This is a genomic window from Microbacterium sp. SD291 (assembly GCF_017355365.1).
Classification (GTDB): Bacteria; Actinomycetota; Actinomycetes; order Actinomycetales; family Microbacteriaceae; genus Microbacterium.
In genome coordinates, this window is sequence record NZ_JADIJR010000017.1 from 1 (window position 1) to 17,414 (window position 17,414).

The following is a 17,414-nucleotide window of genomic DNA, read 5'->3' on the forward strand; positions in this document are numbered from 1 at the left end:
AACGCGCAGAGGTTCTCGTCGCAGGTCGCGCCACCGGTGGAGGCTGCCTGGTTGTGGTCGGCGTCGCATTTGCGTGCGGGGATGCGGCATCCGGGGAAGCGGCAGCGTTGGTCGCGGACTCGGAGGTGGCGTCGGAGGTGTGCGGAGGGCCGGTAGCGGTCGACGGCGAGCAGGGCCCCGGTGATCGGGTGGGTGAGGACCCTGTCCCACCCGGTCGCACGACCGGCGAGGAACCGGGCGGTCGCGGTGTCGATGGGCGTCACACCGTCCAGCAGCGCCGGCGGAAACGATGGCCGGCCGTCACCCGGTACAGATGACGCGGCGTCAGCGGCGCCGGTATCCGCGGGGCCGTCGGGAGCGGCATCCGCTTCGTCAACATCGTCGGCATACGCGGCGCTTGTGTCGTCGTCGGTGTCGCCGTCCCACAGCCGATCCTCGGCATCCGCGCCGGTATCGGCGTTCTCTGTCTCTGTGTCCGTGTCGGGCTCGGGGGTCAGGTCCTCGCCCATCAGTGTGAGTACGGGGACGGTGACCTCGATGTTCGCGCGGATCTCTGCGAGGAGCCCGTCGACGGTGTCGTGTCCGGTCGGCGCGCCGGTGAGGACGAGATCGACGAGCAGATCCGCGCGGATCTCATCGATCGTGCGCGTGTCAGCCTCGAACGGCACCCCTGCGGTCTTCGCCTCTTTCACGGCCCGGGCGTTGTCCTGACGGACGCGGTGCGCCATCTGGGAGAGCCGGTCCATCATGCCGTGCACGAGCGCGGCCGGCGCGTGCACGTGGAACCCACCCATGCCGTCTTCGCCCTCGGTGGTCCAGGTGCGACGCAGCCGGCGGGCGTCCCGGTGCCGGTCATCGATGCTGCGCTCCCGGAACCGTTCCGCGATCCGCCGCGCCAACGGCCGCAGCCGGTTCGGGGACTCGGTCTCCGCCAGCGGCAGCACCGCCACCGCGTACGCGGCGCGCTCGTCATCGCCCTGCAGGTGGCCTGCGGCCTCGACGATCACCGCCGCATGCCCCGCGCTGATCCGCCCCGCACCCTGCGCCTCCCACACGGCCGGGAACCCGTCGACCAGCCACGATGCCTGCGACATCCGCCGCTGCACCGTCCGGTCACTGACCCGCTGCACCGCCCCGATCTCGGCCGCCACGACCCGCAAGGTCATGTCCGCGCCGTCCGGATGATCACCCTGCTTCGCGATGTCGACCGCCAGCCGCCCCGCCATCGCGAGCAGCCCGTCCCGCGCCGCCATCATCGACGCCAGCGTCGACTCCGCCGCAGCGAGCGACTCGACCAGATCGGTGAGCATCACCATCTGGGAATCCGTCGCGTCGACCAGAGCTTCCATGAAACCAGTGAACCACCCACCTCCGACATTCGAACCTCTGTTCGCCTCGAAACGGGGGTGCAGGGTCACAGAACGATAACGAACGTGATTGACTGTCCCGATGCTGCTGAACGTCATCGAGCGCGAGCCCGAGGGGCCCGACCGCGGCCGGACCGCAGTACTCCTGCATGGTCTGATGGGCTCCGCCGAGAGCTGGTGGCGGGTCGCTCCTCTCCTCGCCGACCGCGGCTTCCGGGTGCTGGCCCTCGACCTTCCCGGTCACGGCCTTTCCCCGCGCGACCCGCACCTCACGATCGACAGCGCCGCGGCATCCGTCGTCGAGACCGTCCGGAGCAGAGCGTCCGAAGGACCGATCGCGGCCATCGGACATTCCTACGGCGCTTCGGTGCTGGCCGCCGCCGCACACGAACTGCAGCCTGAGCTGGCGGTCTACGTCGACGCAGGGCTCGCCCTGAGCGGCGGGCAGGACCGCGAGACGCTCATCGCCCGCTACGAGCGCGACCGACGAGCGCGCACCCGTGGCCACTTGCGGAAGACACGCCCCTACTACTCGGAGACGGACGCCACGGTCGAGGCCCGCGCCGCCGAGCGCTTCGACCCCGCCACCTCTGCCTCCATCTCCTGCGGCCCCGACCACTCGTGGCGGCCGGCGCCGGGCTCGATCGTCGTCCGCGCCGATCCGAGCGTCTGGGTCACGGACGACGCCGCGCGCGGGTTCGAGGAGAGCGGCGCCGTCATCCGCAGCATCCCAGGCGCCGCGCACACAGTCTGGTACAGCCATTTCGCGGAGTTCACGGCATCCGTCCCCGAGATGTTCGCCGCCCGGTGATCGCCGCGTCCCCGCGCAACTACCCTTGACAGTGACATGGCACATCTTCTCGGGGCAGAAGCCCTCCACCTCGAATACCCGACCAGGGTCGTCTTCGACTCCGTGACCCTCGGCATCGACGAGGGGGACCGGATCGGGATCGTCGGTCGCAACGGCGACGGCAAGTCCAGCCTCATGGGGATGCTGGCGGGTCTCAAGGAGCCGAACTCGGGCCGGGTGACGGTACGCGGCGGCACCACGATCGGCGTGCTGGCCCAGGCCGACACCCTCCCCGACGACCTGACCATCGGCGCGGCCGTGGTCGGCGACACCCCCGAGCACGAGTGGGCGGGTGACTCGCGGGTCCGCGACGTCATCGAGGGCCTCCTGCGGGACCTGCCGTGGGATGCCGAGATCGGCTCGCTCAGCGGCGGTCAGCGGCGCCGCGTGTCGCTCGCGAAGCTGCTCGCCGGCGACTGGGACGTGATCGCGCTCGACGAGCCGACCAACCACCTCGACGTCGAGGCCATCACCTGGCTCGCCGGGCACCTGAAGAGGCGCTGGTCGGCGAACTCCGGCGCGCTCATGGTCGTCACACACGACCGGTGGTTCCTCGATGAGATCTGCACCGAGACCTGGGAGGTGCACGACCGCATCGTCGAGCCCTTCGAGGGCGGATACGCGGCGTACATCCTGCAGCGCGTCGAGCGCGACCGGATGGCCGCGGCCACCGAGGCGAAGCGTCAGAACCTCGCCCGCAAGGAGCTCGCCTGGCTACGCCGAGGAGCTCCGGCCCGCACCAGCAAGCCGAAGTTCCGCATCGACGCGGCCAACGAGCTGATCGCCGACGTCCCCGAGATCCGCGACAAGGTGTCGCTGCAGTCGCTTGCCGTCTCGCGCCTCGGCAAGGATGTCGTCGACCTCCTCGACGTGAGCGTCTCCTTCCCTTCGACAGGCTCAGGGGGCCAGGAGAAGACCGTCCTCCGCGACGTCGAATGGCGGATCGCGCCGGGGGAGCGCACCGGCATCCTCGGCGTCAACGGCGCCGGCAAGTCCACGCTTCTCGGTCTGATCGCCGGAACCGTCGAGCCGACGACGGGGCGCGTCAAGCGCGGCAAGACCGTGCAGGTGCAGACGCTCACCCAGCGCCTCGACGAGCTCGACCAGCACTGGAAAGACCCGGTGCGCGTCGTCATCTCGGGACTGCGCACCTCCTACACGATGGGTGCCGGCTCCAAGGCGCAGGATCTCACCCCCGGACAGCTCCTCGAGCGGCTCGGCTTCGACTCGGCGCAGCTCTCCACTCTCGTGAAGGACCTCTCCGGCGGCCAGCAGCGCCGCCTTCAGCTCCTCCTCGTGCTCCTCGACCAGCCGAACGTGCTGATCCTCGACGAGCCGACCAACGACCTCGACACCGACATGCTCGCCGCGATCGAGGACCTCCTCGACTCGTGGTCGGGAACGCTCCTGGTCGTCAGCCACGACCGCTACTTCCTCGAGCGCGTCACCGATCAGCAGTACGCGATCCTCGCCGGCCCCGACGGAGCGGGTCACCTGCGCCACCTTCCCGGCGGAGTCGACGAGTACCTGCGGCTGCGCCAGTTGCAGGATGCCGCGCCCGCCGCGAAGTCCGCGCAGGCGCCCGGCGCGCCCAAGGGGCTCGAAGGCGCAGCCCTCCGCGCCGCGCAGAAGGAGGTCGCCTCTCTCGAGCGCCGCATCCAGAAGCTCACGGAGCAGGTGGATGCCGCCAAGCACGCGCTCGCGGAGCACGATCAGGCGGACTACGCCGGCCTCGGCGACAAGATGAAGTCGATCAGCGAGAAGGCGGCGGAGATCGAGGAGCTCGAGCTCCGCTGGTTCGAGCTCACGGAGGCGCTCGGCTGACTCAGGAGGAATATCCTTCAGTCACCGCTGTTGAGAGGTGGAGATGGAAGGCCTTGAAGTCACCGTCCTGCTCGGACTGACGATCCTCACCGGTGCGCTGCTCGCGCCCCGCATCCGGCTCGCGCTGCCGCTGGTCCTGGTGCTGTTCGGGCTGCTGCTCGGGTTCGTCCCGGCGCTGCGCGAGATCCAGCTCCCGCCCGAGACCGTGCTGCTCCTGTTCCTGCCCGTGATGCTGTTCTGGGAGAGCCTCACGACGTCTCTCCGTTCCATCCGCCGCGACTTCCGCTACATCCTCCCGATGAGCACTCTGCTGGTGGTGGCATCCGCGTTCTCCGTCGCCGGGGTCGGCGTCCTGCTCGGGATGCCGTGGGAGATCGCCCTGATCCTCGGGGCTGCCGTCGCGCCGCCGGACGCCACCGCCGTCGCGGCGCTCGGGCGCCTGCTGCCGCAGCGCATGTTCATGAAGCTGAAGGCCGAGAGCCTCACCAATGACGGCACCGCGCTCGTGCTCTACGCGATCGCGGTCTCGCTCGCCGTCGGCGATGACATCACGCCCCTCACCGTCACGACGAGGGTCCTCATCTCCTATGTCGGCGGGATCGCGGCCGGCGCCGTCATCGCGGCGCTGGCCTACCTGCTGCTCCGCCGGACGTCCAGGACGGTCGTGATCAACGTCGCCCTGCTGCTGGTGCCGTTCACGGCGTTCCTGCTCGCCGAGATCGTGCACGCCTCCGGAGTGCTCGCCGTGGTCGTCGCGGGCCTGGTGATCGCGTACGTGTCGCCGCGGATCACCACGGCGTCGTCGCGCCGCCAGGCTGAGGCGGCGTTCCCGTTCGGCGTCTTCCTCCTCAACGGCGCCCTGTTCGTGCTGATCGGGCTCGAGGTGCAGTTCGTCGTGCACGAGATCTCGGCGGCGGCGATCGGCCGCCTCGTCCTGATCACCCTGGCCGTCTGGGGCGCGCTCGTCATCGTCCGCTACCTGTTCCAGTGGCTGAGCGTGCCGTTCCAGCGTCAGCCGGGACCACGCCCGCCGCGAGGCCTCCGGGCCCGCGCCCGCGTCGTGTCCACGGTCGCCGGCATGCGCGGCGCCGTATCGCTCGCCATCGCCCTGTCGGTGCCTGCCACGATCGGCGGGGAGGGGCGCGAGGAGATCGTGTTCGTCACGGCCGGGGTCATCCTGCTGAGCCTGCTCGTCCAGGGCCCGGCGCTCCCCGCTGTCGCGCGCTGGGCGCGGCTTCCCATCGACTCCGCGGAGGTCGAGGAGTACGAGCTCGCGGAGCGCGCGATCTCGGGCGCAGCGCTCGCGGCGCTTGACGACCTGGCGCTGGAGCACGGCATCGGGCAGGAGGTGCTCGACCGTGTCCGCACCGAGGGGTATCAGATGCTCGAGTTCGCCAACGCGCGATCGCTCGCGAGGGAGCAGGCGCTGGTCGATGCCGAGGCGCGCGCGCTCGACGAGATGCTCGACGAGCCGGATCCGTTCGAGGGCGTCCATGGTCAGGACGCAGCGGATGCCGCAGGCGGAGCGAGCCTGCAGATCATCGCCACCTCCACCGCGGTCGACCTCGCCCAGCGCTCGCCGCTGATCCGCCATGAGGAGCACACCAGGCTCAAGCTCGCACTCCTGGACCGCAAGCGCGAGGTGCTGCTCGGCCTTCGCAGATCCGGCACGGTCGATGACATCGTCGTCCGCCGGATCGCGGCGCGGCTCGACCTGGAGCAGGTGCGCCTGCAGGGCATCGAGGAGTTCGACTGACACGCGCTGTGACGCTCTGTGACACCCGATTCCACGGGTGCCGGAGGCCATGAATAACGTGGGAGAGTCCCCCAAGAGAGGAACCCTTCACATGTCCCGTCGCACGACGTCCATCATCGCCGCCCTCGCGGCCGTCCCGCTCTTCGTGGCGCTCGCAGGCTGCGCCACGGCATCCTCCGACGCCGGCTCCGGCGACGGAGAATCCGGCGGGGAGACGGTCAGGATCGGCATCGTCGGCAAGGGCGACGCGCAGTGGGCGCCCTTCGTCGAGGCCGCGGCCGAAGAGGGCATCACGGTGGAGCTCGTCGACTTCGGCTCCTACGAGCAGCCGAACCCGGCTCTCGCCGAGGGCGAGCTCGACCTGAACCAGTTCCAGCACATCGTGTACCTCGCGGACTACAACGTGAACTCGGGCAAGGGACTGGTCCCGATCGGCTCCACCGCGATCTACCCGCTCGGCCTCTACTCGAAGAAGTTCGACGATGTGAAGGACATCCCGAAGGGCGAGACCGTCGCGGTCCCCGACGACGCGTCCAACCAGGCACGTGCGCTGCTGGTGCTGCAGTCCGCCGGGCTCATCGAACTCAAGAGCGGCGGCAGCATCTTCTCCGACCTGGCCGACGTCGACACCGAGAAGTCCAAGGTCAAGGTCACCGCCCTCGAGGCGGCGCTCCTCGCGACATCGCTGCCCGATGTCGCCGCGGCGATCCTGAACAACGACTTCGTCGAGGACGCCGGTCTCACCTTCGACGACGCGATCGCGCAGGACGACCCGGAGGACCCGAACGCGCTGCCGTACGTGAACATCTTCGCGGCACGCGCCGACGACGCCGACAACGAGACCTACCTGAAGCTGGTCGAGATCTTCCAGACCGACGCCGACGTGCAGGCGGGGCTCCTCGAGTCCTCCGGTGGCACGGCCGTCTCCCTGCAGACCCCGGCGGAGGACCTCGTGTCCGCGCTGAAGAAGGTCGAAGAGGACACCGAAGCCCAGAAGTGATCCTGGACTGAGAGAATCGGGTGGCGCCAGCGCCACCCGATTCTTCCTTTTCGCACCCAGCGGACCAGCAGCAGACCGGAGCAGCAGATGCCGATCGTGACACTGACGAACGTGTCGAAGGCGTACCCGCCGAGCGCAGCGGATGCCGGTGACGTCGTCGCCGTCGATGATGTGACCCTCGCCATCGAGAAGGGCGACGTGTTCGGCATCATCGGCTATTCGGGTGCAGGAAAGTCGACCCTCGTGCGGCTGATCAACGCGCTCGAACCCGCGACCGGCGGCACGATCACGGTCGACGGCGTCGACATCACCGCACTCCGGGAGCGGGAGCTGCGCCGGGTCCGCGGCGGCATCGGCATGATCTTCCAGCAGTTCAACCTGTTCGCCTCGAAGAGCGTCAGGGCGAACATCGCCTATCCGCTGAAGCTGGCGGGGTGGTCCAAAGCGGACATCGACGCCAGGGTGGCTGAGCTGCTGAGCTTCGTCGGCCTCGCCGACAAGGCGAAGGCGTACCCAGAGCAGCTCTCCGGCGGCCAGAAGCAGCGCGTCGGCATCGCCCGTGCGCTCGCCACAGGCCCGGCCATCCTGCTCGCCGATGAGGCCACCAGCGCCCTCGACCCGCAGACCACCCACGAGGTGCTCGACCTGCTCAAGCGAGTGAACGAGGAGCAGGGCGTCACGATCGTCGTGATCACGCACGAGATGGACGTCATCCAGACCATCGCCACGAAGGTGGCCGTGATGGAGAACGGACGCGTGATCGAGCAGGGAGACGTGTTCGACGTGTTCTCCGCCCCGCAGAATCCCGCATCCCAGCGGTTCGTGGGCACCGTGGTCAAGGGCATCCCCTCGCCCTCCGAGCTCGCGGTGCTGCGGGAGCGGCACAGGGGCCGTCTGGTCACCTTCTCGTTCCGCGACGGCGACTCCTCGCAGGCGCAGGTGTTCCTCGACCTCGCCACGGCCGGACTCGACTTCGAGCTCGTCTTCGGCGGGATCAACGACATCCGCGGACGCGCGTTCGGTCACCTGACACTCGCGATCCGCGGTGAAGGCGTCGCGATCGACCGGACGCTGGCCGCCATCGCCGAGCGCGTCGAAGTCACCGAGATCGCCGGAGAGGAGGTCCGCTGATGGATCGTCTGATGGAATTGTGGCCGGAGTTCTGGGTCGCCGCCCTCGAGACCCTCTACATGACCTCGATCGCGCTCGTGCTCGGCGGCGTGCTGGGGCTCGTCTGGGGCGTCGTCCTCTATGTCACCCGGGGCGGCGGCATCCTGCCGAACCGCCCGGTCAGCATCGCGATGAACACCATCATCAACATCTTCCGGCCGATCCCGTTCGTGATCTTCATCGCCGCTGTCTCGCAGCCGCTCGCGCGCCTGATCATCGGAACCGGCATCGGCACGAACGCCGGCGCGTTCGCGATCGGCCTCGCTGCGTCCTTCGCCATCGGCCGCATCGTCGAGCAGCACCTCGTCTCGGTGTCTCCCGGCGTGATCGAGGCGGCGCGCTCGATGGGCGCGGGCCCCTGGCGGATCCTGTTCACCGTCGCGATCCCCGAGGCGCTCGGGCCGCTCATCCTCGGCTACACGTTCATCATCGTCGCGCTGATCGACATGACCGCGATGGCGGGGCTGATCGGCGGCGGCGGACTCGGCGCGTTCGCCCAGATCTACGGCTTCCGCCAGTTCGAGCCGGTCGTGATGTGGGCCGCGATCATCCTGATCGTCGTGTTCGTGCACCTCGTGCAGATGCTCGGAAACAGGCTGGCGCGCAAGGTCATGCGGCGCTGACCGGCCGGGTCAGGGAGCCGCCGGGGCGTCCTGCAGCCGGCGGCGCGTCGTGAACTCCCGCGCCTCGCCGCTCAGCGGGTCGGTGAAGCGCAGCTCGCGCGCGAGCAGCTGCAGCGGCCGGTCGAAGTCGTCCGGCGTCTCGGGCAGCAGTTCGGGGTAGAAGCCGTCGTTCAGGATGCCGAGGCCGACGGCCGCGAGATGGACGCGCAGCTGGTGCATCTTGCCGCTGTGCGGGCGCAGCAGCGTGTGTACGACCCGATCGTCGGCGCTCAGCAGCTCGATCAGCGTCTCGGAGTTGGACTCCTCCCCGTCGTCGATCCGCACGCGCACCTCGCCGCGGTTCTTCGTGATGCGGTTGCGGTACACGAGCGGGAAGCGGCCGGGATCCCAGTCCACAGGGCGCGCCGAGACCGCCTCGTACACCTTCTGCACCTGACGGTTCTCGAACAGCAGCTGGTAGGCGCCGCGGGTCGCCGGACGGACCGAGAACATCAGCAGGCCGGCGGTCGCACGGTCGAGGCGGTGGATCGGTGTGAGCTCGGGGATGCCGAGCAGATTCCGCAGCCGCACCAGCGCGGAGTTCTGCAGGTACCGGCCGCCGGGGGTCGTCGGCAGGAAATGCGGCTTGTCGACGACGACGAGCTCCTCATCCTGATGCAGGAGCTCGACCTCGAACGGCATCCGCTTCTCCACCGGCGGGTCACGGTAGTACCAGACGAACTCCGCGTCCCCGAGCGGGGTGTCCCGATTCAGTGCACTGCCGTCGCGGTCGACGATCTCCCCGCGGTCGAAGCGGGCGAGCAGGCCTTCGGCGTCGAGATGGAAGAACCGCTCGATCATGTAGGACGCGACGGTCGGCCAGGCACCCTGCATCGGAACGTGCAGACGGGTCGCGCCGACGCCGTCGCGCATGGGAAGGGGGGAGAGCATGCCCATTCGAACCAGCCTAGACGGCCTGGGTGAAGCGCGATCGATACTGGTGCGGAGACAGTCCGACCCGGTCGCGGAAGTGCTTGCGCAGTGCCGCCGCCGTGGCGAACCCGGAACCCGCGGCGACCGCATCGACGAGGAGGTCGGTGGTCTCGAGAAGCTCGCGAGCGCGATCGACCCTGGCGTCGGCGAACCAGTCCCCGAGGGTGCGGCCGGTCTCGGCGCGGAAGCGCCTGGTCAGGGTGCGCACGCTCATCCCGAACCTGTCGGCGACGGCGTTCAGTGAGAGCGGCTCGTCGATCCGGGACATCAGCCAGTGCTGGATGTCGCTGGCCGAGCCGCTGTTCGACGGCGCGATCGCGGGCCTCGCGATGAACTGACGCTGTCCTCCTCCCCGATGAGGGGCCGCGAGCGTGATCCGGGAGACGGTCGCCGCGACCGCCGCACCATGGTCGCGTGCGATCAGGTGCATCGTCGCGTCGACCGCGGCCGAGGCGCCGGCGGCCGTGAGTACCGAGCCGGTGTCGACGAAGAGCTCGTCTGGTCGCAGGCGCACCAGAGGGAAGCGCCTCGCGAAGTCTGCCGAGGAGTCCCAGTGGGTGGTCGCCTCCCTGCCGTCGAGCAGGCCGGATGCCGCGACCGTGAACGCGCCGGTGCAGTAGCTGACCACGCGTCGGTCGGAGAACTCGGCGAGGCCGATCGGGTCGCCCGAGGTCTCGGCGGCCCTCCACGGCGGGACGATGATCGTGTCGGCGCTCGCCAGTGCGCTCTTGTCCGCCGACGGCGTGATCGAGAAGTCGGCGTCGGTCTGCACCGGCCGGCCGTCCAGGGTGCAGGTCGTCACCGAGTACAGCGGCCGTCCGCCGCGCCGGGCGGCGCGGAAGAAGCGGGAGGGGACGCCGAGCTCATACGGGTACACGCCGGGAAGGGCGACGATCACGACTCGATGCATGGCCACATCATGACACATGTTGCCTGTTCAGCCACTGTCGCGCGACCGGACGGCCCAGCATGCTGGAAGCAGTGGCCGGACCGGCCGTCAGCATGAAAGGCAGAGCACGTGCGTTCAGCGAAGTACTCCGGTGCGGGATCCGCTTCCGAGGTCATCTCGATCACAGAGACCGCCGTCCCGGCTCCGGGGCCGGGCGAGGTCGTCGTCAGGGTCGGCGCAGCCGGCCTCAATCCGGTCGACGTCAAGATCCGCGCGGCGGCGACCGACTTCGGGCCGATCAGGTACTCCGATCGGCCGGGCTGGGACGTCGCCGGAACAGTCGCGGACGTGGCGCCTGATGTGAGCGAGTGGTCGCCCGGCGATCGGGTGTTCGCGCTCGCCGCGTTCCCCGCCGCCGCGCACACGCTGGCCGAGTTCGCAGTGGTCGCTGCCAGGGATCTGGCTCCGGCTCCTGCCGTGTGGAGCACCGCACAGGCGGGCGCCGCGCCCCTCGCCGCGCTCACCGCGTGGCAGGCTCTGGAGGCGGCAGCCGTCGGCTCGGGGCAGCGAGTGCTCGTGCTCGGCGGTGCCGGGGGAGTGGGGCACCTGGCGATCCAGCTCGCGAAGGCGCGGGGCGCCGAGGTCACTGCCACTGCCAGCGCCGCTAAGCACGAGTTGGTGCGCGGGTGGGGCGCGGGCCACGTCGTCGACTATCGCGACGACCAGGCTCTCGCCGCGCTGGATCGGTTCGACACCGTGATCGTCACCGTCGACGACACGCTGCCGCCGCGCGGCGCGGTCGCCGAGGGCACCGCCGTCATCTCCATCACCGGCCTGTCCGAGGGCGACCGGATCCGGCTCGGCGAGTGGGGCGCCGCGCCGGTCGAGCGGATCCTCGTCGCGGCGAACGGCGCGCAGCTCGCGGAGATCGCCGCGCTCGCGGATGCCGGTGAGGTCGACGTGCACCTGGACTCGGAGTTCGCGCTCGAGGAGCTCGTCGCGGCGCAGGAACGCGTCGAGACCGGGCGGGTCACCGGAAAGGTCGCCGTGGTCGTCGATCCGTCGGTCTAGACTCCGTCGTCGAAACTCCGTCGTCGAAACTCCGTCGTCGAAACTCCGTCGTCGAAACTCCGTCGTCGAAGCTCAGGCGTCGAAGCTGAGGCTGAGCTTTCGCAACAGCCCTGCGAGCCGGTCGCGGTCGCCGCGGGACAGCGCCTGGAGCAGGTCGTCCTCCACGTCGACGAGCCGGGTGATCGCGGCATCCACGCGGATCCGGCCATCGTCCGTGAGGATGACGAGCACGCTGCGCCCGTCGTCCGGGTCGGCCTCCCTTCGCACGAAGCGGCGGCCGACCAGCCGGTCGATCCGGTTGGTCATGGTGCCGCTGGACACCAGGGTCTGCTGCAGCAGCTGCTTGGGCGAGAGCTGGAAAGGCGAGCCGGCGCGGCGGAGCGCCGAGAGCACGTCCCACTCCCATGGCTCCAGGTCGCTGCGCCGGAACACGTCGCGCCTGGCGCGGTCGAGGAGGCGCGAGAGCCGGTCCATCCGCGACAGCACCTCGAGGGGTGAGAAATCGAGGTCGGGCCGCTGGGTGTTCCAGGCTCCGACGATCCGGTCGACCTCATCCGCCTCGCTCATCCGATCATTATCTCTCGGGCGCGATCTCGCCCCATACGCCGCTCAGGTGCTCTCGGGAGTGCTGCTCGGCAGCGGCGGCGTCTCCTCCGGCGATGTCGACTGCGACGCGGAGGTGCTGCTCGAGCGTGCCGGGCGCCGGCGTGCTCGGATGCAGTCCGAGCCGAGTCCTTCCGGCGAGCACCTCGCGGACTGGCCGCTCCAGGGCGGCCAGGAGTGGATTGCCGGATGCTGCGAGGACGAGCGAGTGGAACGCGAGATCAGCGTCGAGGTAAGGCCCGGTGTCACCGAGTCCTCGGCGGCCGAGGTCGTCCAGCACCTCCGCGAGGCGCCGGATCTCGACGCGCTGCTCCGCGCTCGCCCGCCGCGCGGCGAGGCCGGCCGCCATCGGCTCGACGGCGACCCGCAGCTCCATGAGAGCCTCGAGGTGCTGCTGCCTGTCCGGTCCGCGCAGCGTCCACTGGATGACCTCCGCATCGAACTCGTCCCACCGCGAGCGCGGCTGGACCGTGATGCCGACACGGCGACGGGAGGCCAGCATCCCCATGCTCTCCAGGACGCGCACGGCCTCGCGCACGAGGGTGCGCGAGGCGCCGTACTCCGCCTCGAGCTGGGCGAGGGTGAGAACCTCGCCTTCCGCGAGCTCGCCGGACACGATGCGGCTCCCGAGGTCGTCGAGGACGTCACCGTGCAGGTCAGCGGGCATCATCGCTCCTCCGTCGTGGGCATCAGGCCATACTGGATTCGGCATTGATACTACTATTGACTTCCGGATCCCATAAGTAGTACCTTTGAGCCTGCATCCACCCCTTTTCAATGGAGAAACCAATGGAAGACTGGACCCAGACGCTCGGCACCGGCCCCCTTCTCGGGATCGCCGCCGCAGCCGTCGCCCTCATTCTTTTCCTCGTCATCAAGCTCAAGCTGCATGCGTTCCTCGTGCTCATCGTGGTGTCGCTGCTGACCGCGATCGCGACTGGCCTGCCGCTCGGCGCGCTCGTCAACGAGGTGCTCGTGTCCAGCTTCGGCGGCACCCTCGGAGCCGTCGCGCTGCTCATCGGACTCGGTGCGATCATCGGCCGGCTCATCGAGTCCAGCGGCGGCGCGAGGGTCATCGCCGAGAAGATGGTGTCGATCTTCGGGGAGAAGCGCGCGGCCTTCGCCCTCGGCATCACATCGCTCATCCTCGGCTTCCCGATCTTCTTCGACGCCGGGCTCATCGTGATGCTGCCGATCATCTTCGCCGTCGCGCGGCGCATCGGCGGCACCAACCTGCTGCTCTACGGCTTCAGCGGCGCGGCGGCCTTCTCGGTCATGCACGTGTTCCTCCCGCCGCACCCCGGGCCGGTCGCGGCCACCGAGCTGTTCGGCGCGAACCTCGGTATCGTCATGCTCATCGGTCTCGTGATCGCCTTCCCGACCTGGTACCTGTCCGGCTACCTGTGGGGCCGGTTCGTCAACTCGCGGTACCCGATGATCGTCCCCGAGCTGTTCGGCGCGAAGGACGACGATCAGCCGGTGAACCCGCCCAAGGCCGGCACGGTCGTCGCCATCCTGCTGCTGCCGCTCGTCCTGATCTTCCTCAACACCGGCCTGAACTCGCTCGGCAGCATCGGCGCGGTCGACCGCGATGAGACCTGGGTGCAGGCGCTCATGCTCATCGGCACGTCGCCGGTCGCGCTGCTCATCACGGCTCTCGTCGCCCTGCTGGTGCTCGGCAAGTTCCGCGGCGAGAACGGAAGCGCCCTGGAGAAGCTCGTCGAGGGCACCCTCGGCAGCGTCGCCTCAGTGATCCTGATCACCGGTGCCGGCGGGATGTTCGGCGGCGTGCTGCGCGCGTCCGGCATCGGCGACGCGCTCTCGTCCAGCCTCGGCGATCTCGGCATGCCGGTGATCTTCGCGGCCTACCTCATCGCCGTCGCTCTCCGCGTCGCGCAGGGGTCGGCGACCGTCGCCCTCGTCACCACGGCCGGCCTGCTCGCCCCCGCGGTCATCGGGGGGAACTTCAGCGTCATCGACGTCGCCGCCATCACGCTCGCAGCGGCTGCCGGATCGGTGTTCGCGAGCCACGTCAACGACTCCGGCTTCTGGCTCGTCGGCCGCCTGATGGGCATGGACGTCAAGACGACGCTCAAGACCTGGACGGTGCAGCAGGCGATCGAGTCCGTCGTCGGCTTCGCGCTCGTGCTCGCGGTCTACGCGATCTTCTGACATGAGCGCCGCACGCGACATCGTCATCGGCGTCGACATGGGGACGACCGCGACCAAGGCCGTGGCCTACTCGGTCGCGGGGGAGCAGCTGGCGACCGCATCGCACGGCTACCCGCTCGAGGAGCCTCACCCGGGTCACGCCGTGCAGGATCCGGAGCTCATCCTCGGTGCCGTCTATCAGACGGTGCGGGAGGTGGTCGCCGAGATCGGCGCCGAGCGGATCGCTGGACTCTCGTTCTCCGCCGCGATGCACAGCGTGATGGCGCTCGACGCGCAGCTGGACCCGATCACCCCGGTCGTCACCTGGGCCGACACGCGTGCGGCCGTGCAGGCCGAGCGGATCCGCGCGTCCGCACGGGGGCTCGAGCTGCATCGCCGCACCGGCACGCCGGTGCATCCGATGTCGCCGCTTCCCAAGCTCGTCTGGTTCCGGGAGCAGGAGCCGCGCATCCGGCAGGCCGCCGCGATGTGGGTGAACGCCAAGGACTGGGTGCTCCTGCGGCTGTGCGGCGCTCTGGTGACCGATCATTCCCTCGGATCGAGCTCGGGGCTGATGGACATCCACCGGCTCGAGTGGGACGAGGAGGCGTTGTCGCTCGCCGGCATCCGGGCCGAGCAGCTCCCCGAGCTCGTGTCGACCACCACCGTCCTGGAGGGCTTGACGGAGGAGGGCGCGGCGGCCACCGGCCTGCCGATGTCGACCTCCGTCGTGGTCGGGGCCGGTGACGGCCCGCTCGCCAACCTCGGGGTCGGCGCCGTGCGGCCGGGCGTCGCCGCGTGCTCGATCGGAACCAGCGGCGCCCTGCGGGTCGCCGTGGACAGGCCCGTGGTCGATCCGCGCGGCGGCGTGTTCTGCTACGCCCTCACAGAGGACCGCTGGGTGATCGGCGGCGCGATCAACAACGGCGGCGTCACACTCGACTGGGTACGGGCCGAGATCGCCGAGGCAGACGTGCCGATCGAGGAGCTGCTCGATCGTGCGGCGGAGATCCCCGCAGGCTCCGGCGGCCTGCTCATGCTGCCCTACCTGCTGAGCGAGCGGGCACCGCACTGGAGCAGCCTGGCCAGCGGCGCGTACATCGGCCTCACCAGGGCGCACACGCGCGAGCACATGGTGCGCGCGGCACTCGAGGGCGTCGCCCTCCAGCTCGCGCTGGTGCTGCAGTCGATGCGTGCGGCCGGCCTCGACATCGACGAGATCCGCGCGACAGGCGGCGTGATCCGGCATCCGCTCTGGCAGCAGACGCTCGCCGACGCGTTCGGCGCACCGATCGGCCTGCTCGCAGGTCAGGAGGGGTCGAGCTTCGGGGCCGCGCTGCTCGGGATGCAGGCGCTCGGGCTGATCGAGTCGATCGACGTCGCGGCCCAGCTGCAGCCAGTGGAGAGGACCGTGCGCCCCCGCCCTGCTGAGGCGGCGGTGTACTCCTCGCTGCTGCCGGTGTTCGACGAGCTCTACGACGCGCTGCTGCCCACCTACCGCCGGTTGCGACGGCTCGCGCCGTCACTGCCCGCGGTGCGCTGAGGTCGCATCGCCCGGCCGCGCCCGATCATGTCGCATGCGGCCGGGCATGGCAGACTTGACGCGCGGGGTCCTGCAGGGCGCCGCGGTCCGCCGTGGTGTAATGGCAGCACGACAGCCTTTGGAGCTGTTAGGTCTAGGTTCGAGTCCTGGCGGCGGAGCATGACTGGGAACAATCTCGCCATCATCGTCCTCGCCGCAGGCCAGGGCACCCGCATGAAGTCGCGCCTGCCGAAGGTGCTGCATCCGATCGGCGGGCGTCCGCTCGTGGGGCATGTGCTCACCACCGCCGTGCGGCTGGAGGCCGACCACATCGAGGTCGTCGTCCGCCACGAGCGGGACCAGGTCGTCGCCGCCCTCCGGGAGGACTACCCGCAGGCGGTCTTCATCGACCAGGACGACGTGCCAGGCACCGGTCGTGCCGTGCAGGTCGCGGTCGACGCTCTGCCCGCCGACTTCGACGGCGACGTTCTGGTGCTCTCCGGCGACTGCCCGCTCGCCGATGCCGACACGCTCCGGTCCTTCCTCGAGGCGCACCGCGCGGCGGACGCCGCAGCGACCCTGATGACCGCGGTCGTCGACGACCCGAACGGCTATGGCCGGGTGATCCGCGACGCCGACGGCGGCGTCGATCGCATCGTCGAGCAGAAGGATGCCAGCGCGGAGGAGGCGTCGGTCCGCGAGATCAACGCGGGCATGTACGCCTTCCGCATCGGCGTCCTCCGCCAGTACCTCCCCGCAGTCGGCGTGGACAACGCCCAGGGCGAGATGTACCTGACCGACGTGCCGGGGATGCTGCGCCGCGACGGCAGCCGGGTCGCGGCATCCGTCGTCTCCGACGTCACGGTCACGTACGGCGTCAACGACCGTGCGCAGCTGGCCGAGGTCGGGCGCCTCCTGAACGCGCGCATCGTGCGCCGCTGGCAGCTGGACGGCGTGACGGTCATCGACCCGTCCACCACCTGGATCGACGACGACGCGACGCTCGCGCCCGACGTCACGATCCTCCCGAACACGCACATCCTGCGGGCGACCGTGATCGCGGAGGGCGCCATCGTCGGCCCAGACACGACCCTCGTCGACTGCGAGGTCGGAGCGGACGCGATCGTCCGCCGCACCGACGCCACGCTCGCGGTGATCGGCGCCGAGGCCACGGTCGGGCCGTTCTCCTTCCTCCGCCCCGGCACCGTCCTCGGCGCCAGGGGCAAGATCGGCGCCTACGTCGAGACGAAGAACGCCGAGATCGGCGAGGGCAGCAAGGTCCCGCACCTCTCCTACGTCGGCGACGCCACGATCGGCCGCGGCGTGAACCTGGGCGCGAGCACGATCACCGCCAACTACGACGACGTGAACAAGCACCGCACGGTCGTCGAAGACGAGGTCCACACCGGATCGCACACGACCCTGGTCGCGCCCGTTAGGCTTGGGGCTGGCGCCAAGACCGGCGCCGGCGCCGTCGTCCGCAAGGACGTCCCGGCCGGTGCGCTGGCGATGAGCGTCGCGCCTCAGCGCAACATCGAGGGCTGGGTCGAGAAGAACAGGGCAGGCACGGGTGCGGCGGACGCCGCGGCCCGAGAGCGATCGGCGGAATAGGCGGA

At 69.9% G+C, this 17,414-nt stretch carries 15 protein-coding genes and 1 tRNA gene; 11 read left to right on the forward strand and 5 right to left on the reverse strand.

Features of this window, described 5'->3' with window-relative positions:
• On the reverse strand, positions 1-1,349 hold a 1,349-nt coding region (locus IPV10_RS17035), incomplete at its 3' end, for an HNH endonuclease signature motif containing protein (protein WP_242684875.1).
• Between the two features lie 100 nt (positions 1,350-1,449).
• On the opposite strand from IPV10_RS17035, the gene IPV10_RS10685 reads away from it, so the two are divergent.
• The 6 genes from IPV10_RS10685 to IPV10_RS10710 all read left to right on the forward strand — a co-directional run bounded on the left by IPV10_RS10685 (position 1,450) and on the right by IPV10_RS10710 (position 8,590).
• On the forward strand, positions 1,450-2,178 hold the full coding sequence (locus tag IPV10_RS10685; protein WP_207483594.1) for an alpha/beta hydrolase: 729 nt from the start codon (positions 1,450-1,452) through the stop codon (positions 2,176-2,178).
• Positions 2,179-2,214: 36 nt separating this feature from the next.
• Positions 2,215-4,041 (forward strand): ABC-F family ATP-binding cassette domain-containing protein, encoded by a 1,827-nt coding sequence (locus IPV10_RS10690; RefSeq protein WP_207483596.1) that lies wholly within the window; start codon positions 2,215-2,217, stop codon positions 4,039-4,041.
• A gap of 43 nt (positions 4,042-4,084) precedes the next feature.
• On the forward strand, positions 4,085-5,797 hold the full coding sequence (locus IPV10_RS10695) for a Na+/H+ antiporter (protein ID WP_207483598.1): 1,713 nt from the start codon (positions 4,085-4,087) through the stop codon (positions 5,795-5,797).
• 91 nt (positions 5,798-5,888) lie between these two features.
• Positions 5,889-6,797, forward strand: a complete 909-nt coding sequence (locus tag IPV10_RS10700) for a MetQ/NlpA family ABC transporter substrate-binding protein (RefSeq protein WP_207483600.1) — start codon at positions 5,889-5,891, stop codon at positions 6,795-6,797.
• A gap of 87 nt (positions 6,798-6,884) precedes the next feature.
• The gene (locus IPV10_RS10705; RefSeq protein ID WP_207483602.1) at positions 6,885-7,928 is read left to right on the forward strand and encodes a methionine ABC transporter ATP-binding protein; all 1,044 of its coding nucleotides are present in this window, start codon (positions 6,885-6,887) and stop codon (positions 7,926-7,928) included.
• Positions 7,928-8,590: a methionine ABC transporter permease gene (locus IPV10_RS10710; RefSeq protein WP_207483604.1), complete on the forward strand. Its 663-nt coding sequence runs from the start codon at positions 7,928-7,930 to the stop codon at positions 8,588-8,590. Before IPV10_RS10705 ends, IPV10_RS10710 begins: the two co-directional genes overlap by 1 nt.
• A 9-nt stretch (positions 8,591-8,599) precedes the next feature.
• On the opposite strand, the gene IPV10_RS10715 is transcribed toward IPV10_RS10710, so the two are convergent.
• Positions 8,600-9,520: a pseudouridine synthase gene (locus IPV10_RS10715; protein ID WP_207483743.1), complete on the reverse strand. Its 921-nt coding sequence runs from the start codon at positions 9,518-9,520 to the stop codon at positions 8,600-8,602.
• Positions 9,521-9,536: 16 nt separating this feature from the next.
• Positions 9,537-10,472 carry a GlxA family transcriptional regulator gene (locus tag IPV10_RS10720; RefSeq protein WP_207483606.1) on the reverse strand — a complete coding sequence of 312 codons (936 nt, stop codon included), beginning with the start codon at positions 10,470-10,472 and terminating at the stop codon, positions 9,537-9,539.
• 108 nt (positions 10,473-10,580) lie between these two features.
• On the opposite strand from IPV10_RS10720, the gene IPV10_RS17335 reads away from it, so the two are divergent.
• Entirely contained in the window at positions 10,581-11,522 is a 942-nt protein-coding gene (locus tag IPV10_RS17335) for an NADP-dependent oxidoreductase (protein WP_207483608.1), read from the forward strand.
• 72 nt (positions 11,523-11,594) lie between these two features.
• On the opposite strand, the gene IPV10_RS10730 is transcribed toward IPV10_RS17335, so the two are convergent.
• Together IPV10_RS10730 and IPV10_RS10735 are read right to left on the reverse strand one after the other, a co-directional pair.
• A complete protein-coding gene (locus tag IPV10_RS10730) occupies positions 11,595-12,089 on the reverse strand; it encodes a MarR family winged helix-turn-helix transcriptional regulator (RefSeq protein WP_207483610.1) in 495 nt (164 codons plus the stop codon).
• Positions 12,090-12,096: 7 nt separating this feature from the next.
• Complete coding sequence (locus IPV10_RS10735) at positions 12,097-12,792, reverse strand: FadR/GntR family transcriptional regulator (RefSeq protein WP_207483612.1); 696 nt, start codon at positions 12,790-12,792, stop codon at positions 12,097-12,099.
• A 122-nt stretch (positions 12,793-12,914) separates the two neighbouring features.
• Here IPV10_RS10735 and IPV10_RS10740 point away from each other — a divergent pair, with 122 nt between their 5' ends.
• The 4 genes from IPV10_RS10740 to glmU all read left to right on the forward strand — a co-directional run bounded on the left by IPV10_RS10740 (position 12,915) and on the right by glmU (position 17,409).
• Entirely contained in the window at positions 12,915-14,297 is a 1,383-nt protein-coding gene (locus IPV10_RS10740; protein WP_207483614.1) for a GntP family permease, read from the forward strand.
• A gap of 1 nt (position 14,298) precedes the next feature.
• On the forward strand, positions 14,299-15,819 hold the full coding sequence (locus IPV10_RS10745; protein ID WP_207483616.1) for a gluconokinase: 1,521 nt from the start codon (positions 14,299-14,301) through the stop codon (positions 15,817-15,819).
• Positions 15,820-15,905: 86 nt separating this feature from the next.
• Positions 15,906-15,977: transfer RNA gene (locus IPV10_RS10750), tRNA-Gln, on the forward strand.
• A 1-nt stretch (position 15,978) separates the two neighbouring features.
• Positions 15,979-17,409 (forward strand): bifunctional UDP-N-acetylglucosamine diphosphorylase/glucosamine-1-phosphate N-acetyltransferase GlmU, encoded by a 1,431-nt coding sequence (gene glmU / locus IPV10_RS10755; protein ID WP_207483618.1) that lies wholly within the window; start codon positions 15,979-15,981, stop codon positions 17,407-17,409.
• Positions 17,410-17,414 lie beyond the last annotated feature (5 nt).

Bases quoted from the DNA above. Each gene is read 5' to 3' on its own strand.
- IPV10_RS10685 (WP_207483594.1), top strand. From the start codon at position 1,450: ATGCTGCTGAACGTCATCGAGCGCGAGCCCGAGGGGCCCGACCGCGGC.
- IPV10_RS10690 (WP_207483596.1), top strand. From the start codon at position 2,215: ATGGCACATCTTCTCGGGGCAGAAGCCCTCCACCTCGAATACCCGACC.
- IPV10_RS10695 (WP_207483598.1), top strand. From the start codon at position 4,085: ATGGAAGGCCTTGAAGTCACCGTCCTGCTCGGACTGACGATCCTCACC.
- IPV10_RS10700 (WP_207483600.1), top strand. From the start codon at position 5,889: ATGTCCCGTCGCACGACGTCCATCATCGCCGCCCTCGCGGCCGTCCCG.
- IPV10_RS10705 (WP_207483602.1), top strand. From the start codon at position 6,885: ATGCCGATCGTGACACTGACGAACGTGTCGAAGGCGTACCCGCCGAGC.
- IPV10_RS10710 (WP_207483604.1), top strand. From the start codon at position 7,928: ATGGATCGTCTGATGGAATTGTGGCCGGAGTTCTGGGTCGCCGCCCTC.
- IPV10_RS10715 (WP_207483743.1), bottom strand. From the start codon at position 9,520: ATGCTCTCCCCCCTTCCCATGCGCGACGGCGTCGGCGCGACCCGTCTG.
- IPV10_RS10720 (WP_207483606.1), bottom strand. From the start codon at position 10,472: ATGCATCGAGTCGTGATCGTCGCCCTTCCCGGCGTGTACCCGTATGAG.
- IPV10_RS10730 (WP_207483610.1), bottom strand. From the start codon at position 12,089: ATGAGCGAGGCGGATGAGGTCGACCGGATCGTCGGAGCCTGGAACACC.
- IPV10_RS10735 (WP_207483612.1), bottom strand. From the start codon at position 12,792: ATGCCCGCTGACCTGCACGGTGACGTCCTCGACGACCTCGGGAGCCGC.
- IPV10_RS10740 (WP_207483614.1), top strand. From the start codon at position 12,915: ATGGAAGACTGGACCCAGACGCTCGGCACCGGCCCCCTTCTCGGGATC.
- IPV10_RS10745 (WP_207483616.1), top strand. From the start codon at position 14,299: ATGAGCGCCGCACGCGACATCGTCATCGGCGTCGACATGGGGACGACC.
- glmU (WP_207483618.1), top strand. From the start codon at position 15,979: ATGACTGGGAACAATCTCGCCATCATCGTCCTCGCCGCAGGCCAGGGC.